Raw genomic sequence first — 20,068 nt, forward strand, 5'->3', positions numbered from 1 at the left:
TGGTTATCCCCTTCGTCCTCCTTGTCCCCAATTCCTAGTTCCCAGTCTCCAGTCCCCAGTCCCCAATCTCTATTTATACGGCTGTAATGCTAATAACCTTACTGCCCTTGCGATTCAACTGTTGCAATTTACTAGACAGTTGCTCGTAGGGTACGATCAATTCCGCAGTACCGCGCCGCACTACTGTTGAGTTCGGGGAAGCTGCTTGTAGCACTCTGATGCGGTATGTTTCTCCACGACCACCTGTAGAGAGTCCTGTTAAGGCTCCGGCGGAGACTGGATAAATGGGTGAAGCTAGATTCTTAGCCACTTCCCAGGTTAGCCGTCCTTGTTTTTGCCCTTGAGCGCGATCGCTATTGGCATAACCCCGATAGAGTTGGAACAGTCGGCCAAATCCAACGTTTTTCAGTCCTACTTGACTTTTAAAGCCTCGATAGTAGGGGACAATGTTCTCGCCAAAACTTTCTTGATATTCTAATGAGTCAATGTAGGAATTAATCTCAGCTTCATAACCTTCTGAGTTGTAAAGCTTAACATGGTACGAAATCTCTGACTCATCTTCCGGGGCACGCCCCAATAAATGCTTATAATTCAACTCGATAAACCGAGTTTGGGAATTGGAGTGGAAAAACTTATCCCGATAGAGTTCCGATTGAGCAATAGCTTGCACAAATCCCCGGACGGAGATTGCACCTTGCTGCAACAGTGATTCTGCACTCTCTAGACGTTCTCCTTCTAGTAGATATGCATTACCCAAAACCTGACGGTAAGCCGCCCGGATAACCACTGCCACATCCGCTTCTGTTCTATCGGGACGTAGTTCTACCAGTGCTGAGTTTTCAAATGCTCCAATCCCTAATCTTGCTGCTTGTCCCAAAGCCGCCATCCTTAACCTCCTCAGTTTTAACTGTAAAACTGAAAACTTTTTAGAAAATTTTTTTCTAGTCTTTTAACAGTCTTTTGAAAATAAAACTGCCCGGAGAAGTAAACAACTCATAGAACTTACTTGTCATAAGAGCTGATTTCCTCTCCGGGCTAAAGAAACACTCTAGCTTAGAGTATTGATTACATAGTCGATGTAGGAATTGGCTTCAACAGCTGGGTCGCCGCTTAGACCGTGGTTAGCTTTGATGTACTTGAGAGCTTCAATGTACCAGCTAGGAGACAGGTCAAAAGTCCGGTTGATTTCAGCCAAGCCAGAAATCAAGAAATCATCCAAGGGACCTGTGCCACCAACAACTAATGCGTATGTGATAATCCGCAAGTAGTAGCCAACATCACGAACACATTTGCCTTTGCCGCGTGCATCAGATGCGAAGTTGGGGCCTTGTTGCTGAGTGGTATAAGGGAATTTGTTATACACTGCTTGAGCAGCACCTTCGGTCAAACGTTGAGCATTAGCGCTCAATGCTTTTGCTGCTTGTAAGCTAGCTGGTGCTTGGCGGAAGCGACCAAAAGCAACTTGAATTTCGGTGCTGCTGAGGTAGCGACCTTGAGAATCTGCTGATGCAATTGCTTCAGTTAGAGGTGTTTTTGTCATTTTTGGTATTTCCCTTTTACAAACGTTATGGTTGAAATTTTGTTTTGTCCTATGGACAATTATTTAGTCAACATTCAGCAATGCAAGCTTTGCTTAAGCAACAGCAGCAGCAGCACGATCAAAATAGCTAGCTATTTCAGATGCCAAAGCACTGCAATCGCCTCTGGTGATGTTGTTTGTATCGTTAACAATTGCCAAAGAAGCTGCTTTCAGCTTTTGAATACCAACAGCAACTGAAGCTCCTGGGGTTCCCAATGCTAAGTAGGTTTCGCGCAAGCCATTGAGGGCGCGGTCATCTAGCACGCTGGAATCGCCAGCAAAGATAGCGTAGGTGATATAGCGAAGAATGATGTCCAAGTCTCTGATACAAGCAGCTGCACGACGGCTGGTGTAAGCATTACCACCGGGAGTGATCAATTGGGGTTGTTCTGCCCACAAATCACGAGCCGCAGCAGCAACAAGAGCTGACGCATTGCTGGTAATACGGTTAACAGCATCTGCACGCTTGTTACCATCTTTGACTAGTTCGCTCAATGCATCCAATTGTGCATCGGAGAGATATTCCCCACGTGTATCAGCTTGGGAAACTACTTTTGCAAATGCATCTAAAACCATTGCGTTAAATCTCCTAATTTGCTCGGTTAAGAATAATTGGACTCAAAACTGAATGGTTCAGTTTATTTTCCGATGTCAGCACTGCCTGACGAGTTACGAAAGGTTTAAAACAGACATCCAAGGAATAAGTTTACGATCTCCAGGCTTTCAGATTAAAACTTTTGTTAGAAAACTTCAAACTTCTGCGAACGACTGGAAAACCTGATTAAGATGTTGTTTTTCACTTCCAAGTTCTCTTTATACAATGCTGCCGCATCATAATTTATTACAAATTATTGTTATGTTTGTTAATTTCATTTACATAAGTTAACACTTTGTCTCTTTAGTTTATGAGACGTTAGTACCGCATGACAAAAATCACTCTCCAGTTTTAAAAAAGCTAAAAAGCTAATGAAATAGGCAGTATTCTTCTGCTTTCTGCCGCGACCAGACGGGTCTTGGCTTTAAGACCCCCACCAAATTAAAAATTTGGTGTCTCCCAGATTCATCGCCAGAGTCAACAATGCGATCGTACAATTACCTAATCGAATTTATCTTGCAGGAAGGCTATGATTCAATACGCTTGGGTTAAGGGCTAATAGTACAAAATTGTGGGTTTTCAAGACGCGATAAATCGCCGTCTCTACAACTGTTGTGGTCTTATCTGAACTGTATTGCGCTATGATTCGCTTAAATGCTTGGGTATCTTGGTAAAGAAAGCGATGACCACCCTTAAAGAACTCTAAATACGAATTTGGTATTTTTTTATACATTTTCTCAAGATTAGCAGGAGAAGACATACCATCGTAACGACCACCGCAGATATAAACGGGAAGATGCATCCGAGAAAGTCGATTATACGTATCGTGAGCAGGCAGGCATCGCACCCTTAGTATGTACTATTTAATACCTACTAATTTCTGCCAAACACACTGCCAAGGGCACGCGCCATATTTTGTGGTTGCATTGCATCCATTGCGGCGGTGGGTTCGTAGCCGCAGTGAACCATACAATCAGCACACTTGGGATTACCACTCTTCTGGCCGTATTGACTCCAGTCAGTTTGTGCCAGTAATTCCTTGAAGGTAGAGTAATAACCTTCGTTCAGCAGATAGCAAGGTTTTTGCCAACCGAGAACGCTATAACTAGGGCTACCCCAAGGCGTACATTCGTAGTCCTTCTCACCAGTGAGAAAATCTAGGAACAGCGGATTGTGATTGAAGTTCCAGTTTTTTTCACCACTTTTGTATGGAGCCAGAATTTCTCGAAAAAGGGCGCGGGTTTGTTCACGGTGGAGAAAATGATCTTGATCTGGTGCCCACTCGTAACTATAGCCGGGAGAAATCATCATCCCGTCAGTATTTAGTGTTTCCAGAAAGTTAAAGAACTCTTGCATATCTTGGGGTTTAGTCCCCTCAAATATAGTGGTGTTAGTTGTAACACGAAAGCCTTTAGCTTTAGCGGCGCGAATGGCTTTGACAGCAATATCAAAAACACCTTGGCGATCGACGCAGTGATCGTGCAACTCCCGCATTCCATCTAAATGCACACTAAAAGTTAGGTAAGGGGAAGGTTGAAACTTATCTAGACTCTTTTCTAAGAGCAAACCATTGGTACACAAGTAAATATATTTCTTGCGTTCAATTAATCCCTGAACAATCTCATCAATCTGGGGATGTAGCAGAGGTTCTCCCCCAGGAATTGAGACAACCGGTGCGCCGCACTCTTCCACTGCGGCAAAGCACTGTTCTGGGGTGAGATTTTGCTTTAAAATTTCCTTTGGATGTTGGATTTTCCCACAACCCGTACAAGCTAGATTACACCGAAAAAGAGGTTCCAACATCAATACTAAGGGGAAGCGTTTACGTCCTTTCAAACGCTGCGTAACAAGATACTTCCCGATATCCATAGCTTGTTGTAGATTAACTGCCATTGTTGCGATCGCTCCTCTTTTAAAGATAAATGCACCACTTTCTCAACCCCAAGATTTATCTGTGGGGTCTTCAATGCGTGAATTTTGAATTTTGAATTTTGAATTTCCCAGAGGGGTTGACATACCCCTGAGCAACAAACCAATCTACAGCATTTTTGAGTGCCCCATTCAGCGAAGATTGGGGTAGACCCAACTCTCGGACAGCCTTTGCAGCATCGTAATACATAGGTTGTTTCGCCATCCGCACGCCATCCAATGGCACTGAGGGCAATTTTCCCAGGGGTGCGAGAATCTTTTCATCAACCCAGGCAACGCTAAGGGGCAACCAAGCGGGTACGGTTCGTTGAGGTGCGCTCAGACCTGTGATATCGGCGAGTTGTTCGAGTAGTTGCTTTAGACTGAGGTTTTGATGACCTAAGATATAGCGATCACCTGATTTACCCCGCTGCAAAGCCAGTAAATGCCCCCATGCCACATCTTGCACATCGATAAAATTTAGACCAGTATCTAAGTAAAAGGGCATTTGTCGCCGCAAAAATCGCAGGATTATATCACCCGTCGGGGTAGGCTTGATATCCAACGAGCCAATAGGGCTGCTGGGATTGACTATAACTACCTCCTGACCTGTAGCAACGGCTTGCATGGCTTCTTGTTCAGCCAGAAACTTAGACTTTTTGTAGTCACCCACCAACTTTTCTAAGGGACTCTGATGTGTTTCATCTACAACCTCCCCTGATGATCCTACCCCAATTGCTGCCACTGAACTGGTGTAGACGGTGCGCTCGATGTTAGCTTTGCGAGCGGCTGCCAAAATATTGCGCGTACCCAGGACATTATGACGGTGGAGTAACTCTCGGTCTGTTTGCCACAGAGAATAATGGGCTGCCACATGAAATAGGTATTTACAACCTCTGATTTGTTGCCAGAGATTTGGATCATTCAAATCGCCTTTGACAATTTCCACATCCAAACCGCGTAGATTCTCCAAATTGCTGCTTGAGCGTACCAGCGCTTTCACTGCATATCCCTGTTGCAAAAGCAACCGTACCAAGTGAGCGCCAATAAAACCCGTACCCCCCGTGACAAAGACTTGCATCAACTTCCCCCCTGCTCCCCTGCTCTCCTGCTCCCCTGCTTCTGAAATCGGGGAAACCAATCATCCAAAATGCTGTAGACGACTGGCACGACAATTAAACTGAGGATAGTTGAAGTTACGAGTCCACCAGCGATCGCTACAGCCATTGGCGATCGCAATTCCGAACCAGCACCAAAACCCAATGCGATCGGTAGCATTCCTAAGAGGGTGGAGGCTGTGGTCATCATAATTGGTCTGAGGCGCACTGGCCCTGCTCTGAGGATCGCCTCTGTGCGGTCTAAGCCAGATTTACGGAGTTGGTTGATGTAATCTACCAGTAAGATGGCATTTTTGTTTGCTAGTCCCAACAAAAAGACAAAACCAATCAGCGAGATCATGCCAAAGTCACTCTTGGTAAAGAGTAAGGCCAGCATGGCACCGACAATTGATAAGGGTAAAGAAACACCAATAACTACTGGGTCTATCCAGCTTTTAAACAGCAAAATCAGCACCACAACAATACAGAGTGCTGATAATACCAAAGTAGTGCCAAAACTAGCAAATACTTCACCTTGGCGGGCAGAATCTCCTCCCAAGTCTAAAGTTACACCAGCAGGTAAAAGTGCTTTGGCTTCCGCTACCAATTGGTCTGTGGCACTACCTAAAGACAAATCTCTACCCAAATTGGCACTTATATAGGCGACCCTTTGATTGTTTAGCCGCTCAATTTGAAAGACTTTACCCTGTGAATTGGTTTCACTTGTTACAGTGACATCAGCAAATCCCGGTAGTTTCTCGATGCGCTCTTTAATTGCCTGGGCAGCTTTGCTGAGGCTTTGGAGGTTATCGCCTCGTAGTGACGCCTGTAAAGGTTTTTGTCCACCAGTGTCAACAAATTGAATATCTTCCACACTGGTACTCACACCAGGGAGATTAGGCAAAGACGAGCGTAATTGGTCTTGTACTTCCGCAGTCTTGAGGTTGCGGTCTTCTTTGAGCTTCACATAAAGCGTACCTTTATTTGGCTCACCTTCACGAGAACCAACAGTAGTAAAGACTGTTTCCACTACTGGAGATTTTCTCACTACATCTTCTAGTTTTTTGGCAACCTCTAGGGAATCGTTTAAGGGGTTGGGGATGGGGAATGGGGGATTGGGGATTGGGGATTGGGGATTGGGAATTCCCCTGCTCCCCTGCTCCCCTGCCCCTCTGCCCTCCTGTCCCTCTGCTCTACCAGGAATACTCGGCAAGGGGGCGGTGTAAGTAATATTGAACTCGCCGCGATCTAATTTCGGAATAAATCCTTTGGGAATTAGTAGACTCAGTGCCATACCTGCAATAAAACTAAGTATGGCTAATGCGACAACTGTCTTGCGGTGGTTTAAAGACCAGTGGAGTAAGTTTCTATAAAATCGGGTAAAATTCGCCCAGATGTTTCCTTCCTGGCGGCGTTGTGGATTTGAATTAGCAGGTTTTAACCAATAAGTAGCTAAGGCTGGTGACAATGTACGGGCAACCAATGTCGAAGCAATCATGGCTGCTGAAACTGTGATTCCAAATGGCTTGAAGAACTGTCCGATGACTCCTCCCATCAAACCAATGGGCAAAAAAACCGCTACTGCTGTAGCAGTGGTGGCGATGACTGTTAAGCCAATTTCATCTGTAGCCGAAAAAGCGGCTTGGCGGGGAGTTTCCCCTTCATCAATGTGCCGCATGATGTTTTCGACATCAATGATCGCATCATCAATTACACTGCCAATAACTAAGGCCAAAGCCAGTAACGTAATCGTTTCTAGGTTGAAGCCAAAAATTGCCATGACGATAAACGTCGCCAACAAAGATGTCGGAATCGCCAAGGCAGAGATGAGAGTTGCCCGCCAATTCCATAAAAACGGAAAAATTACCACTATAGACAAAACAACGGCTTCCATCAGCGCATCGATTGTTGACTGGGTGGCTTGGCGGATATATTCTGCTTGGGTGGCAGCTAAAGTGAGGTTAACATCCTTGAGGGTAGAGCGTAGCCTTTGAACTTCTTTTTCAACTAAACTCACTACTTCTAAGGTGTTAGCGCTACCGCGTTTGATTACCTGAAATGCCAGTGCATCTTGGCCATTAAACCTGACTAATGTTGCGCCGCTTTGAGGAATAGCTGCTGCACTTGCATTCGATGGAGGTAGGGGAGGAGTTGTAGTAGCACCACCTAGTAGTGAAACTTTCAGGACTCCTGGTAGTTTAGCGATCGCACTGACAATTTCATTTTGCGCTAACTTCGTCAAATCTGTAAGATTCCGCGTGGGACTCTCAATGGCATAGCTAATGGCGGCTGACTCGTTTAGATTCAGGGGAATAATTTTGGAAGTTGCTCCTTGAGGTAGAGTCAACTGCTTGAGGGCAGTTTCAACTTCTTTAGTTGATGTTTCTAAATTCGTTCCAACGGCAAAAGAGAGGGCAACGGCGGTTTGACTAGGATAAGTAGATGAGCGGATATTCTCCAGTCCTTCTAGGGAGCGGAGGCGTTCTTCTATGGGTTGGGTGAGCTTCGCCTCTGTATCCAGGGCAGTTGCCAGGGGGGCTGTAGCATTTACAACCACCACTGGAAAGGTAATATCTGGAAACAAAGCATACTTGAGAGAACTGAAAGCCAGAATACCAGCTACCGTTACGGCAATCCAAAAACTCACCGTCAGCCACGAAAATTGAATCGCCAATTTGGAGATATTGAAGAGTTCTCGTGCGGATTTTGAGTTACGAAGCTTTACCATCTTGGAAAATTATCGTGTGGGTGACACAATTATTTAGTCATGCTACAGCAATCGGCTTTGGTTTGCGAGTTTTGATCATCACCAAACGGTAATATTACTTATTGTCACTCAAATATGAAAAACTCCACGCCACTTGCGGGATGGAGTTTTTGGATATGGGGCATGGGAAAGAACATACCAATGCCCCAAGCGACGGGGCGACTATCCCTCTACAGACACCTGGGGATGGAGTTTCCCGTTGCTTTCAATGAACCAATATTTAATTGAACTTCAAAGATGAAGAAGAAATCAGAAGTCAGAATTCAGACTCTCAAGAGCGCTAATGTCTAATTTTCCACTTATCAACACAATTCTGGTGCCTCAAGGAGCAGAATATAAAGCTGTGTGTCGCGGATTAAGCGGCGTTACTGGCTCCATCCCAACAGTAGTAGCCATACCTGTTGGGATGAAGCCTTTGCTCAAATATTTGCAACAATCCCAGTTGATAGCTCCAAAATCCAGAGTACTGATTATGGGTATATGCGGCAGCCTGAGCGATCGCCACACAGTTGGTGATATTGTGCTGTATCAAAATTGTATTTATCAGGGGAAACTGCAAGAATGCGATCGCACTTTTACAGCACAATTGCACTCCTCATTATCAGATAAAGTATTTTTAGTCAAGTCACTGACAAGCGATCGCGTGATTTGGTCTGCTGCCGAAAAACGCCATTTGGGTGAGACTTTAGCGGCTGATGTTGTTGATATGGAAGGATTTACTGCCCTAGAGTTTTTCAATGCCGCTGGGATATCCGTAGCAATACTGCGAGTAGTTAGCGATGATTGTCAGCATAATATCCCCGATCTCACACCAGCAATTAATTCTGATGGCTCCCTAAACCCTTTTCCTTTAGCGATGGGAATGCTTCAACAACCCGTTGCTGCTGCTCGGCTGATTCGAGGTTCATTAACAGCATTAAAGGTGTTAAAGCAAGTTACAAATCTGCTCTTTTCAGGCTATAGCTATAAATAATCTGTTGCGTCTTTGTTATAAAAAATTATTTTTCACCAATCAGATAAGGTTGCAATCCGCAGATTACCGACTTCTTATAGAAATAGGTAATCTTGTTTCTCACGAATGATTCAAGATTGCTATATAGCGATCCTAAATTAGTTGCGAAAATCGAGAGCTTCAGATCCCCGACTTCTCAAATAAGTCGGGGATCTTATATCTTATTCTTATTTTCACGAATGATTTAGGGCTGGCATATCACATTAAGACAAACTAATAAATATTAATAGCGTAACAATCAATATAATTTCGGTATTGATTGTGAAATCGCTTTTAGAATAAGTTTTACAGAAACTTTATCGTTATACATATTAAGTAAAAAGCGATATTGGGAAACATAATATATGACCTTATCAGGGTTGGGTTCCATGAGAGCTAATTCCACTGGAATATGAATCAAAAATCCTCTCTTGTCAGCATAGCTCGGAACTAATTTACCAACTATCAAACAGAATTTATGAAGCTCAATCACAACCTCTACCTGTACTCGTTCCTAGCTAATTTTGGATGGCTCAAGAAAAGTTACACCGCTAAAATCATGTTGGTGGCATTTTTGGGCACTCACGTACCACTTTTGACCTTACTTTTCAGTTTCGTTATCTCAAACTCTTACTCCTTAGAGATGGCAGTGCGAGTTATGATTGTTGCTCTCTTGGCGACATTAGCAGGTACTGCTGCCACCCTCTACGCAATACACCACCTTCTTAAACCGGTTATTTTGACATCTGCTGCATTGCAAAACTATCTGAACACCAAAACCCTACCTGAATTGCCTACAGAATTTGCTGATGAAGCGGGTACATTGATGACGGATACCTCACAAACTCTTCACAAATTAGATGAATTAATTCACTACATCAGTAATTATGACGATCTAACTGGATTACCCAATCGTGATTTATTTCGCGATCGCCTCTATCAAACTCTATCTCAACCTGAAAACAACCAGCGCCTTGTCGCTGTCTTTTTGCTGAGTATTGATGATTTCACTGGGATGAGTCATGGATTGGAACCTCAGACAACAAATTTGTTATTAAGAACAGTTGCCCAGAGATTATCAAACTGTGTGGCGAAAACAGATATTCTTGCCCATTTAAGTGGAGATGAATTTGCCATTGCCCGCATAGAAATTGTTTCTTTTGAAAGTGTGATTAAGCTATCTCAGATGATATTAAGTACCATGAGTAAACCTTTTTCTCTAGAGGGTAACTTGATTCATATCACCGCCAGCATCGGCATTACAATCAATGGATTAAATGATCGTAATAGCGTAGATCAACTCTTGCAACAGGCTCACATGGCACTGTACCAGGCGAAACAGCAAGGGCGTAGCCAGTACCAATTCTATTCGCCGGAAATTAATGCTCAGTTACAGGAGCGACTGAGTTTAGAAAATGAATTATATGGAGCGCTTGAGCGTAATGAAATGCTGGTTTATTATCAACCTCTGATTGATTTACACAGCAGACAAATTACAGCGATGGAAGCATTGGTTCGCTGGCAGCATCCTACATTAGGTTTGATTTCTCCTGCAAAGTTTATTCCGATCGCAGAAGCCAATGGTTTGATAGTGCCAATTGATGAATGGGTTTTGCGAACTGCTTGTGCCCAAAACCGTGCTTGGCAACTTGCTGGATTTACCCCAATTCGGATATCTGTAAATCTGTCAGCTCGACAGTTTGAACAACCGAATCTAGTTGAGATCGTCAGCCAAGTTCTTCAGGAGACTGGACTCTCAGCATCTTGCCTGGAACTGGAAGTGACAGAAAGCTTCTTGATGGCTGACATGGAGCGATCGGTTAAAACTTTAAAAGAATTACGAGAACTAGGTATATGGTTGGCTCTAGATGATTTCGGCACTGGTTATTCTTCCCTCAACTACTTGAAGCGCTTTCCCGTGAATATGCTGAAGATTGATCAGTCATTTGTACAAGATGTCATGTCCAATCCTGATAGCGCCGCCGTCACTGATGCCATTATTGCCCTCGCAAAGAGCCTCCGGTTGAAAATCACGGCAGAGGGTGTGGAAACTCAAGAACAGCTTGACTACCTAAAAATGCAGGGATGTCATGAAGGTCAGGGTTACTACTTCAGTTGTCCTGTTCCCGCTGATATAATTGTCCAGATGTTGCAGAAAAGTTCTCAGCAGATGGAGACAATTGCAGCATAAGTGAATGCTTAAGCTAGAAAATCTCCCCCCTGATAGCGTTTCAGTTTAATTTTGATAATAAATGGTTATCAGGGGGAAATGAGGAGAGATATTCGGGATTAATGAAGCGAATAAAAGGTCATTTATTTTGAAACGGTGGAAAGCTTGGCAACCATGTGAGTACGAGATGAAACCTCAAGCTTACGAAACATCCTTTTTAAGGCTTGCTTGACAGAGTTTTCAGTAATCCAAAGTTCAGCACTAATTTCTGCATTGGTTTGTCCTTGAGCCACTAAGGAAGCAATTTGCATTTCACGAGGTGTTAAAAGCTCTGTCTGTAATAATGGTTGTTGCAATCTCGCCATTGCCACCCAAGTAGAAATGTGCAGACAAAGCGCACTTAAATCCGTGAGATTTTGTGAATCAAATGCAGGCATTCCTTGCTCACGGGTCAAACCTACCACGCCCACTAACTTACCATTATTGACAATTGGCCCTGCCATGACGTGCCTGTGATCAGCACGAGGACAAATCAACTTCCATGTCTTAGGTTCTACTACCAAAGCTTCATGAACAGGGGCATGGCGTTCTAGCAAGTAGCGTGCAACTGGATTGTATTGCGGTGATAATGCAATTTGCAGTGTTTTTTGAATACTACTATCAATTTGAGAAATTTGGGCAAAGAAGAACAGCCCACATCGTGTAGCGGAAAAATACTCACTCACTTCTGCGGATATGTGCGATCGCAATGTCTGTTCATCTTTAGCTTGAGCAATTGCATGAAATAGAGTTTGTAATGCAATCATGATTGGCAAATTGTACCCTTTCGAGGTCTAGGCGCAGTATAACAACCAGACTTATCCTAGCTTTTGTCATTTGTCATTTGTCATTTGTCATTGGTTTTTCGGCCACTCTCTTGCGAGGTATGTACTAACAAACTCTTTATCAATGACCAATGAATAATTTGGTTGCTTTTTTTGGATTACTTAACCATGACTGTAAATTCTGGCATTGATGATACACAGATATCCGGGCGCTGGATTCAAATCAGTTTTTTTATCGCAGCAGTGTTTTTCAATCTCTGTTTAGCAACCCAAGTATTCAGTGTTGGAATGGCTTACTTTTACAACTCTGATTGGTGGAACCTACATATTTGGCTCGTGCGAGGATATAGCGGACTCTCACTAATTTTGTTGGTATGGGTGTTTTTAATTCCGTTTCCTCGAAGAATCCAAAGCCTTACAGCAAGTATGCCAGTACTGCTAGGACTGCAATTTCTCACAATTCATTTACACACTTCCTTTCCTTTAGCAGTGTTTCACCCACTCATCGGCTTTTCCTTATTCTCTATTTCCACAACCCTAGTGCATCGGACATCGCACATCGTATTTCCCAACCACAACCAAGACTAAATCGTTGAGAAAACACAAGTTTCAATTCTTTTCACGCTATTACAGGAGAAATAAAAGTGTCTCAATACGCCGATCCATCAGTTCTCGTTGATACCCAGTGGCTTGCAGATCATCTCAACGATCCAAATGTCCGCATTATTGAAGTTGATATCAGTCCAAAGCCGTACAAAAATGCTCACATACCTGGCGCTGTCTTTTGGAACATCTCTAGAGACTTGCTATTGCCCAATTTTAATATGAATTTGGATGTGCGAGCTTTTGAGAAGCTGATGGCACGTTCAGGCATCACCAATGACACCACAGTGATTGCTTATGGCAGTTATCCGGGAACAGGAGCCTGGATTTTCTGGTTGTTGAAAGTCTTTGGGCACGAAAATGTACGAGTTCTCAATGGCGGCTATCAAAAATGGAAATCAGAAGGTTGTCCACTAGCAACTGAGTTATCTACCTTTGCTTCTACTGATTACCGTGCCAGAGGTATTGATGCTCATCTGCGAGTATTACATAATGAAGTTCAGGCATCGATAGGTCGAAGCGATTGCGTGTTGTTAGATGTCCGAACAATTCAAGAATACTGTGGTGAGTGGTTTTTCGATCAACCACCAAAAGAAGGTGAACGTACTGGACATATTCCAGGTGCAGTCCATCTTGAGCATATCTTAACTCTCAACGAGGATGGAACTTTTAAATCATTCAACGAATTGAAAAATCTTTATCACAGTAAGGGAATTACAGCTGATAAGGAAGTGTTTCCCTACTGTGCCATCGGCGGGCGTTCTGGATATACCTGGTTTGTCTTGAAGTATTTATTGGGCTATCCCAATGTTCGGAATTACGATGGCTCTTGGAATGAATGGAGTCGCCTGCCTGATGTAGCGATCGAGAGGTAGTGAGAGTTAGTTGGATGATACCAATATTACCAATAACCGCACCTTTACAGACGGACACCACTACCCTCACAAAGATTAAAATCTCTTAACCTTTCGTTACACTAGAGACATCGAGAAGAACAAAAACGAACTTCTCAAAGCTGAAATCAAAGGTGAACGACATGAATGGCACAATTCGCGTTGGTAATCTCTTCGGAATTCCCTTCTATATCCATCCGTCCTGGTTTTTAGTTCTGGGTTTAGTAACTTGGAGTTATAGCGGTGGACTGGCGGCACAATTTCCCCAATTATCTGCGGGATTAGCTTTGCTACTAGGATTGATGACAGCGCTGATGTTATTTGCCTCTGTCGTCGCCCATGAATTAGGCCACAGTTTCGTTGCGATTCGTCAGGGGATTGATGTCAAATCCATCACACTGTTTATATTTGGAGGTTTGGCGAGTTTAGAAAAAGAGTCGAAAACCCCAGGTGAGGCTTTCTGGGTTGCGATCGCAGGGCCTTTAGTTAGTCTACTATTGTGCGGTATTGTTACAGCGATTGGTGTTACTACTACTGTATCAGGGCCGTTAGCTGCAATTCTTGGTGTTCTAGCTTCTGTTAACTTGGCACTAGCTCTATTTAACCTGATTCCTGGCTTACCTTTAGATGGCGGAAATATACTGAAAGCCATCGTTTGGAAAATTACAGGTAATCCTTATAAAGGTGTCACCTTTGCTAGTCGAGTTGGGCAAATCTTTGGTTGGGTAGCAATTCTTTCAGGTATAGTTCCCCTACTATTGTTTGGCAACTTCGGTAACATCTGGAATTTGTTAATTGGCTTCTTCTTGTTGCAAAATGCTGGTAATGCGGCTCAATTTGCCAGAGTACAAGAAAAACTCACAGGTTTGACAGCCGAAGATGCTGTAACTCATGACAGCCCGATTGTATCTGGTAATCTTAGCTTAAGAGAATTTGCCGATGAGCGAGTCATCAGTGGGCAAAACTGGCATCGATTCTTAGTGACTGATGATGATGGACAATTAGTAGGTGCGATCGCAGTTGATAATTTACGAAGCATTCCAACAGTAATGTGGTCAGAAACTCAAGTTAAGGAAGTCATGCGACCAATTACTGAATCTACCACAGTTCAATCCGATCAACCTCTGCTGGAAGTCATGCAGCTACTCGAACAACAAAAGCTATCTGTACTTCCCGTAATTCGTGAAAATGGCGTTCTAGTTGGAATCTTAGAAAAAGCTGCAATTATCCAGCTACTTCAAAGCCGAACTCAACCTAACCCTGCATAGTTATCTCAAAAAAATAACAAACCTTTGTAGAGAAGCGATAAATCAATCGCTTCTTTACATTTTTATCGAACAGAATTCTGAATTCTGAATTCAGGAGTCAGGAGTCAGAATTTAGGAGTCAGGACAATACGGTTCGATTAAGGTTTTTTGATGAAAATTCTAGATCCAAAGACGCGATAAATCGCCGTCAATACGAAAGATTGATCCTTGTAGAGACGGCGATTTATCGCGTCTATTGCCTTAACCGAACCGTATTGGGAGTCAGGAGTCGGAATGAATTATGTACGACTGGCTGTGCTTCGCAGCTTTAGCGAGTATTTTCGAGTCACGTCTTGATTCTGAATTCTGAATTCTGACTCCTGAATTCCTCTTCAATTATAATTTTGACAAAATCTCTGGCAACAACTGACTAGGAACTTTAGATAAAGCTAGATTTTGCCCCTGTATCCCTAATTCATTATGAAAAGCACGAATAGTTTTCACCACATAAGCGAAGGTTGTTTGATAAGCCTCTGCTTGTTTACTTAATCCGTTTAAGGCTTGCAAATGGTTATCTAATGCTATTTCTAAGTGTTGAGAACGTATTGCTTTCTCGCCATTAAAAGACTTATCTATTACTAGCTGATAATGGGCTAGTCCCAAATTATTATAAGAGGCAAGCAAATCAAAACTTAAAGAAGTACCGCTAAGAGAGTGAGCTAAAGCTATAGCTTCTTCATAAGCACTGATACATAATTTCAGATACTTTTGCCGTGACTCTTTAGTTGTTTGAGATAGGTTTGCTAGATGCCAGTAGGCAGTACCCAGATTATTTTGTGTAGCGGCGCAAGCACTAGGAACGTTAGCTGGAGTGCGATACTTAAGAGCATCGCTGTAGACAACTATAGCTCGCTGGAGATTTTGGGCAGGTTGTTCGTATTGTGCCAGATTCCAACAGGCAGTACCGATATTATTTTGAATCATGCCATACTTGAGCGGCTCCTCTTCGGGGTTGTAGTGTACAAGTGCTTCATTGTAAGCTGCGATCGCTTTCTTTAAATGTACAATCGGTTGATTATATTGACCCAGATGCCAATAAGCAGTACCCAAATTGTTCTGGCAAGCCGCATACTTTAATGAATCCATATCGGCTGTACGATAGCTGAGTGCTTCGCTGTAAGCTAAAATTGCTTGCTGCCAATTTTCAGATGGGTGAGAAAAACGAGCTAAGTCACCATAAGCCGTCCCCAAATTATTTTGCACACGAGCGTAAGTTTCCAAATGTGTCTGGGGCGAAATCATCTTTAACGCCAACTGATAAAATTCTATTGCCTGGTCTATATAAGTTTGTCCTTCCTCCGAATTGGGTGGTGTACGGTATAACATCCAGTAAAGTGTACCCAAATCATTCAAGATATCTGGGAGTTGCGGTGAGCTTTCGTCATAGCTAATTGCCTCCTGATAGGCAATAATTGCTACCATCAGGTTTTCTAGGCTTGACTCTCCTTGTTCAATGCGAAGACGGTATAAAGTACCCAAGCGATGATAAGCTTCTGCCAGCATCTCCGCCGAAACTTGCTTTTCGTGTAATTTTTCAATCTCCAACAAAATCTGCTGCGGTTGTAAGTAACCCTCAGTATTTTGAGCAGTATTTGTGTTGATTGTTGCGATTACTAGCTCCGTTAACTCGCTGCTAACATAAGATAAAGACGACAGCGATTGATTATTACTCCCACCACCATATCTAGTAGTAGCTTCCTGCTGTTGTGGCGCAGCCTTCAATAAATCTGCTGTTGACAGCGGAACTTCCTGGATTTTATGTACGCCATTCCCTTGTATCTCTGCGGGAAAATCGGAATTATTCTCAAAGTTTAACCCGGTGGCTGCGGTTCTAAGTTCTTCTTGGTTAACTGATTCATCTAGAATCGACTGCTCAATATTTCCTAAATCCAAACTTCCAGAACGTGAAAAACGTTCTGGATAGCCGGAATTCTGAGTTGCTGGTGTGGGTTCTCCAGCAAACACAAATACACCAGTCCTGGAACGCCAAAATTGTGGTGCTGATTGCTTAATAGCAGATAACCAAGGACGCGGTATCCACAACAGTAAGTTAGATTCTAAGAATCTGCCGGATTCTTGTGTAGAAAAATATTGTTCGCTTAAGCGGAGATAGTGCAAAAATAAACGCTGTGTCGCAACTGGTTGCTTGGTGAGATGCTCCACGCCTACAAGCTGAAAAGCTGGTACTGGAAAAGGTCTTCCAGGCGTATCTTTTGATGCCCCAACAATTGGCGGGGGATAATTAGCTAACCATTGATTAATCTGGACTATGGGATCAGGATCATTTAAATTCAAACGCAATGTAACTAATCGCGGATAAGCTGGAGTGCTATTTTCCTGAGCATTTGATGACTGATATAGCACCTGTCCAACTGGATAAGCCAATGTAGAATGCAAACGGGCTGCTACCTGATTTCTTAAGTGTAAATCATCACATACCGCTAAAAAAAGTTGTCGTCGTAAGCCAAGACTTAGGGCAAGTTTCAGGCGGTGGTATACTTGCCGATTCCAAGTAGAATTATTGTTGTGTGCAGTATCATTCACGCTCATAGCGGCTAAAGAGCCAAAACACAGTGTATATCACCTTTCTGGGTGCATCTAAGTGGACTAAACTCATAATAAAAATTATTTTTAAGTAGATATTGTGCTGCTCAGGATAAACTGAGCCTTCAGGTCTACATAAATAATAAAGTATGTAATTATACTTTAATTGCTAATTCAATTTTAACAAAAAATAAAAAAGCAGGCCCCTCTTAAGATTGGAACCTGAAAAACTGTAAAAAAGTTGAAATTTTATTAAAATGTTTTATGCTCAACTGCTCTTAGAAACAAAGAAGGCGACTAGAACCAAGCCGACAACCAAAGCTGTAGCAGCGATTCCTAGTAAGATATAAGTTCGTTTTTGCCCTTCCGTGGGAGGTTCTGCTTGATAAATCTTTGGTTCACGGGCAAAATTATTCAGAAGACCGCCTTCTTCATTTGTATAGGGCATGAATTAATTCCTTTATCTTTATTGTTCATTTAATGTTACATAAATGCTAGATCCGCTCTGAAACTGCTAGACAAATCGTTACATTGGGGACTGGGGACTGGGGACTAGGGACTGGGCATTGATTGGGTATGGGGCATGGGGCATTGAAAAGAGGCAGGGGTGAGGGGGGAAGAAGGGAAAACACTCTTCTCCCATTCCCCATTCCCCATTCCCCATTCCCCATTCCCCATTCCCCATTCCCCATTCCCTAACTAGTAATTGTCCCAGTTAGAGGTGAACTAGGACTGGCGTAGTCTTTAATAGGCATTCTGCCAGCAAGGTATGCTAGACGACCGGCAACTGTTGCTAAATTCATAGCACGAGCCATTGCTGCTGGGTTTGGAGAAAGTGCGATCGCACTATTAATCAACAAGGCATCTGCTCCCAATTCCATTGCATGAGCGGCTTCTGAGGGTGAACCAATACCTGCATCTACCACCACTGGTACACCTGCATTTTCGATGATGATTTGGATATTGGCGGTTGTTTTCAGCCCTTGTCCAGAACCAATTGGCGATGCCAAAGGCATTACCGTAGCACAGCCTACTTCTTCTAAGCGCTTGGCTAACATGGGGTCAGCGTTGATATAAGGTAATACTGCAAAACCTTCTTTAACTAATTGTTCTGCGGCTTGCAGCGTCCCGATTGGATCTGGGAGTAAATACTTAAGATCAGGTATTACTTCTAACTTGATAAAGTTATTGTCTTCCTGTCCCAATAATTTCGCCATTTCTCGCCCTAAACGTGCCACCCGAATCGCCTCTTCAGCCGTTTGACAACCTGCGGTATTGGGTAACATCCAAATTTTTGTCCAATCTAAGGCTTCAGCTAAACCTTCATGTCCGGGAGCCTTGGTTTGTACCCGTCGTACTGCTACGGTGACAATCTGGCAATCGCTGGCGGCGACGCTTTGCTGCATTTCCTCAATGCTGCGATACTTACCAGTTCCCGTCATCAAACGAGATTGAAAGGTTTTACCAGCAATAATTAGTGGGGAATCTGTAGAGACGCGATTCATCGCGTCTAGGGTACGATGCCCGTTGGAGAAATTGGCAGAGTGAGTCAGCATTGGGGTGGAGGTAGATGGCTTGGACTGGAAACGCAAATAGTGAAAATTAGCAAGTAGGGGGTCAGATTTCTGTTCCAAGATGAAATCGGCAATCAATGCAGCGGTTATGGGCGCAAGTAGAATTCCGTTGCGGTAATGACCAGTAGCAAGGGTTAAATTTTGACAGTGGCTAGTGCCAAGGATGGGCAACTCATCAGGGGTGGCTGGGCGAAATCCCCACCATAATTCTTGGATGGGATAATGCTTGAGTTGGGGATACAGCCGGATAGCAGCTTGTAGTAATTTTTGAATACCTTCTGGGGTATTGTCAGGGATGAAGCCAACGTCTTCGCTGGTTGCCCCAAGAACAAGGCGATCGCGTCTTGGTACGATGTAAATATCCTGTCCAAATAAAACCCGCTTTAAAGGCAATTCCGGCACAAATTCCGGTACTCTCACACTCAGCATTTGTCCTTTTCGGGGACGCACAGGTAGTGGTAACAATTCATTTGACCAAGCACCTGAAGCTAAAACATAGTGCGCGGCGTGAATTATTCCAGCATTGGTTTGCAATCCGACTACTTGTCCTTGCTGCTGTAAAAATGCTTCTACTGTAATGCCGTCTTTGAGTTCAACACCAACAGACTCAGCCGCCGTCCACAATACCTGAGCTAGAGCCTGATTATCAACTTGTGCGTCTTCAGGATACCACCACCCACCAACTACATCTGCTCCCAATCCTGGCTGATATTGATGAATTGCCTCTTTGTTTAACCAGTAAGCCGGGGATGAAGGGGAAAGACTTTCCCCCCTGCTCCCCTGCTCCCCTGCTCCCCTGCTCCCCTGCCCCTCTGCCTCTTCAAAGAGGGGTGCGAGAATACCGCAGGCACGGTAGCCAGTATTTAAGCCGGTCAGTTCTTCTAATTTGCGCGTCCAGTCGGCATATAAAGCACGCGATCGCCAACACAAGGAGCGCATTGCCTCATTAGAAATGTTTTCCGCATCTGGTGCTAACATCCCAGCGGCGGCGTGGGTAGCGGCAGTCTTGAAGTCACGACAAAGCACGGTGACCTGTGTCCCGCGCAGTTTTAGTTCAATGGCGATCGCTAAACCAATAACGCCGCCACCAATAATTACAGTCTCACTAGTCATTAGTCATTAGTCATTAGTCATCTATCATTAGCCATTTATCATTAGTACATAACTAATAACTCATAACTAATAACTCATAACTTATAACTTATAACTCGTAACT

General features: G+C 43.5%; 16 protein-coding genes. 5 read left to right on the forward strand and 11 right to left on the reverse strand.

Going from position 1 to position 20,068, the window contains the following annotated elements:
- Positions 1–73: 73 nt before the first annotated feature.
- From ACWATR_RS09975 to ACWATR_RS10005, 7 genes are all read right to left on the reverse strand, one after another.
- Positions 74–886, reverse strand: coding sequence for a phycobilisome rod-core linker polypeptide (locus ACWATR_RS09975; RefSeq protein ID WP_460331867.1), 813 nt, complete (start codon positions 884–886; stop codon positions 74–76).
- A 162-nt stretch (positions 887–1,048) separates the two neighbouring features.
- The gene (gene cpcA, locus ACWATR_RS09980) at positions 1,049–1,540 is read right to left on the reverse strand and encodes a phycocyanin subunit alpha (RefSeq protein WP_012411562.1); all 492 of its coding nucleotides are present in this window, start codon (positions 1,538–1,540) and stop codon (positions 1,049–1,051) included.
- Positions 1,541–1,633: 93 nt separating this feature from the next.
- Positions 1,634–2,155 (reverse strand): phycocyanin subunit beta, encoded by a 522-nt coding sequence (locus tag ACWATR_RS09985; RefSeq protein ID WP_069068364.1) that lies wholly within the window; start codon positions 2,153–2,155, stop codon positions 1,634–1,636.
- A gap of 530 nt (positions 2,156–2,685) precedes the next feature.
- Positions 2,686–3,021 carry an alpha/beta fold hydrolase gene (locus tag ACWATR_RS09990; RefSeq protein WP_460331869.1) on the reverse strand — a complete coding sequence of 112 codons (336 nt, stop codon included), beginning with the start codon at positions 3,019–3,021 and terminating at the stop codon, positions 2,686–2,688.
- Between the two features lie 26 nt (positions 3,022–3,047).
- On the reverse strand, positions 3,048–4,067 hold the full coding sequence (hpnH, locus tag ACWATR_RS09995) for an adenosyl-hopene transferase HpnH (protein ID WP_460331871.1): 1,020 nt from the start codon (positions 4,065–4,067) through the stop codon (positions 3,048–3,050).
- A gap of 70 nt (positions 4,068–4,137) precedes the next feature.
- Positions 4,138–5,163, reverse strand: a complete 1,026-nt coding sequence (gene hpnA / locus ACWATR_RS10000) for a hopanoid-associated sugar epimerase (RefSeq protein WP_460331873.1) — start codon at positions 5,161–5,163, stop codon at positions 4,138–4,140.
- The gene (locus tag ACWATR_RS10005) at positions 5,163–7,907 is read right to left on the reverse strand and encodes an efflux RND transporter permease subunit (protein WP_460331875.1); all 2,745 of its coding nucleotides are present in this window, start codon (positions 7,905–7,907) and stop codon (positions 5,163–5,165) included. Before ACWATR_RS10005 ends, hpnA begins: the two co-directional genes overlap by 1 nt.
- 322 nt (positions 7,908–8,229) lie before the next feature.
- On the opposite strand from ACWATR_RS10005, the gene ACWATR_RS10010 reads away from it, so the two are divergent.
- Together ACWATR_RS10010 and ACWATR_RS10015 are read left to right on the forward strand one after the other, a co-directional pair.
- A complete protein-coding gene (locus ACWATR_RS10010; protein ID WP_460331877.1) occupies positions 8,230–8,919 on the forward strand; it encodes a 5'-methylthioadenosine/S-adenosylhomocysteine nucleosidase family protein in 690 nt (229 codons plus the stop codon).
- A 496-nt stretch (positions 8,920–9,415) separates the two neighbouring features.
- Positions 9,416–11,128, forward strand: a complete 1,713-nt coding sequence (locus tag ACWATR_RS10015) for a putative bifunctional diguanylate cyclase/phosphodiesterase (protein WP_460331879.1) — start codon at positions 9,416–9,418, stop codon at positions 11,126–11,128.
- A 122-nt stretch (positions 11,129–11,250) separates the two neighbouring features.
- On the opposite strand, the gene ACWATR_RS10020 is transcribed toward ACWATR_RS10015, so the two are convergent.
- Positions 11,251–11,913: a LuxR C-terminal-related transcriptional regulator gene (locus tag ACWATR_RS10020; protein ID WP_460331881.1), complete on the reverse strand. Its 663-nt coding sequence runs from the start codon at positions 11,911–11,913 to the stop codon at positions 11,251–11,253.
- Between the two features lie 186 nt (positions 11,914–12,099).
- Here ACWATR_RS10020 and ACWATR_RS10025 point away from each other — a divergent pair, with 186 nt between their 5' ends.
- From ACWATR_RS10025 to ACWATR_RS10035, 3 genes are all read left to right on the forward strand, one after another.
- The gene (locus ACWATR_RS10025) at positions 12,100–12,519 is read left to right on the forward strand and encodes a DUF6220 domain-containing protein (RefSeq protein ID WP_460331883.1); all 420 of its coding nucleotides are present in this window, start codon (positions 12,100–12,102) and stop codon (positions 12,517–12,519) included.
- Between the two features lie 56 nt (positions 12,520–12,575).
- Positions 12,576–13,409: a sulfurtransferase gene (locus ACWATR_RS10030; protein ID WP_460331885.1), complete on the forward strand. Its 834-nt coding sequence runs from the start codon at positions 12,576–12,578 to the stop codon at positions 13,407–13,409.
- A gap of 161 nt (positions 13,410–13,570) precedes the next feature.
- Positions 13,571–14,695, forward strand: a complete 1,125-nt coding sequence (locus ACWATR_RS10035) for a site-2 protease family protein (protein WP_460331887.1) — start codon at positions 13,571–13,573, stop codon at positions 14,693–14,695.
- A gap of 375 nt (positions 14,696–15,070) precedes the next feature.
- Here ACWATR_RS10035 and ACWATR_RS10040 read toward each other — a convergent pair whose 3' ends face one another.
- From ACWATR_RS10040 to thiO, 3 genes are all read right to left on the reverse strand, one after another.
- On the reverse strand, positions 15,071–17,284 hold the full coding sequence (locus ACWATR_RS10040) for a tetratricopeptide repeat protein (protein WP_460331889.1): 2,214 nt from the start codon (positions 17,282–17,284) through the stop codon (positions 15,071–15,073).
- Positions 17,285–17,546: 262 nt separating this feature from the next.
- Complete coding sequence (gene psb34, locus ACWATR_RS10045) at positions 17,547–17,726, reverse strand: photosystem II assembly protein Psb34 (RefSeq protein ID WP_460331891.1); 180 nt, start codon at positions 17,724–17,726, stop codon at positions 17,547–17,549.
- Positions 17,727–17,973: 247 nt separating this feature from the next.
- Positions 17,974–19,965 (reverse strand): glycine oxidase ThiO, encoded by a 1,992-nt coding sequence (gene thiO, locus ACWATR_RS10050; RefSeq protein WP_460331893.1) that lies wholly within the window; start codon positions 19,963–19,965, stop codon positions 17,974–17,976.
- Positions 19,966–20,068 lie beyond the last annotated feature (103 nt).

The sequence above is a fragment of the Nostoc sp. UIC 10890 genome, assembly GCF_054786515.1.

Excerpts from the sequence above, each read along its gene's own strand:
- ACWATR_RS09975 (WP_460331867.1), bottom strand. The coding sequence starts at position 886 with ATGGCGGCTTTGGGACAAGCAGCAAGATTAGGGATTGGAGCATTTGAA.
- cpcA (WP_012411562.1), bottom strand. The coding sequence starts at position 1,540 with ATGACAAAAACACCTCTAACTGAAGCAATTGCATCAGCAGATTCTCAA.
- ACWATR_RS09985 (WP_069068364.1), bottom strand. The coding sequence starts at position 2,155 with ATGGTTTTAGATGCATTTGCAAAAGTAGTTTCCCAAGCTGATACACGT.
- hpnH (WP_460331871.1), bottom strand. The coding sequence starts at position 4,067 with ATGGCAGTTAATCTACAACAAGCTATGGATATCGGGAAGTATCTTGTT.
- hpnA (WP_460331873.1), bottom strand. The coding sequence starts at position 5,163 with ATGCAAGTCTTTGTCACGGGGGGTACGGGTTTTATTGGCGCTCACTTG.
- ACWATR_RS10005 (WP_460331875.1), bottom strand. The coding sequence starts at position 7,907 with ATGGTAAAGCTTCGTAACTCAAAATCCGCACGAGAACTCTTCAATATC.
- ACWATR_RS10010 (WP_460331877.1), top strand. The coding sequence starts at position 8,230 with ATGTCTAATTTTCCACTTATCAACACAATTCTGGTGCCTCAAGGAGCA.
- ACWATR_RS10015 (WP_460331879.1), top strand. The coding sequence starts at position 9,416 with ATGAAGCTCAATCACAACCTCTACCTGTACTCGTTCCTAGCTAATTTT.
- ACWATR_RS10020 (WP_460331881.1), bottom strand. The coding sequence starts at position 11,913 with ATGATTGCATTACAAACTCTATTTCATGCAATTGCTCAAGCTAAAGAT.
- ACWATR_RS10025 (WP_460331883.1), top strand. The coding sequence starts at position 12,100 with ATGACTGTAAATTCTGGCATTGATGATACACAGATATCCGGGCGCTGG.
- ACWATR_RS10035 (WP_460331887.1), top strand. The coding sequence starts at position 13,571 with ATGAATGGCACAATTCGCGTTGGTAATCTCTTCGGAATTCCCTTCTAT.
- ACWATR_RS10040 (WP_460331889.1), bottom strand. The coding sequence starts at position 17,284 with ATGAGCGTGAATGATACTGCACACAACAATAATTCTACTTGGAATCGG.
- psb34 (WP_460331891.1), bottom strand. The coding sequence starts at position 17,726 with ATGCCCTATACAAATGAAGAAGGCGGTCTTCTGAATAATTTTGCCCGT.
- thiO (WP_460331893.1), bottom strand. The coding sequence starts at position 19,965 with ATGACTAGTGAGACTGTAATTATTGGTGGCGGCGTTATTGGTTTAGCG.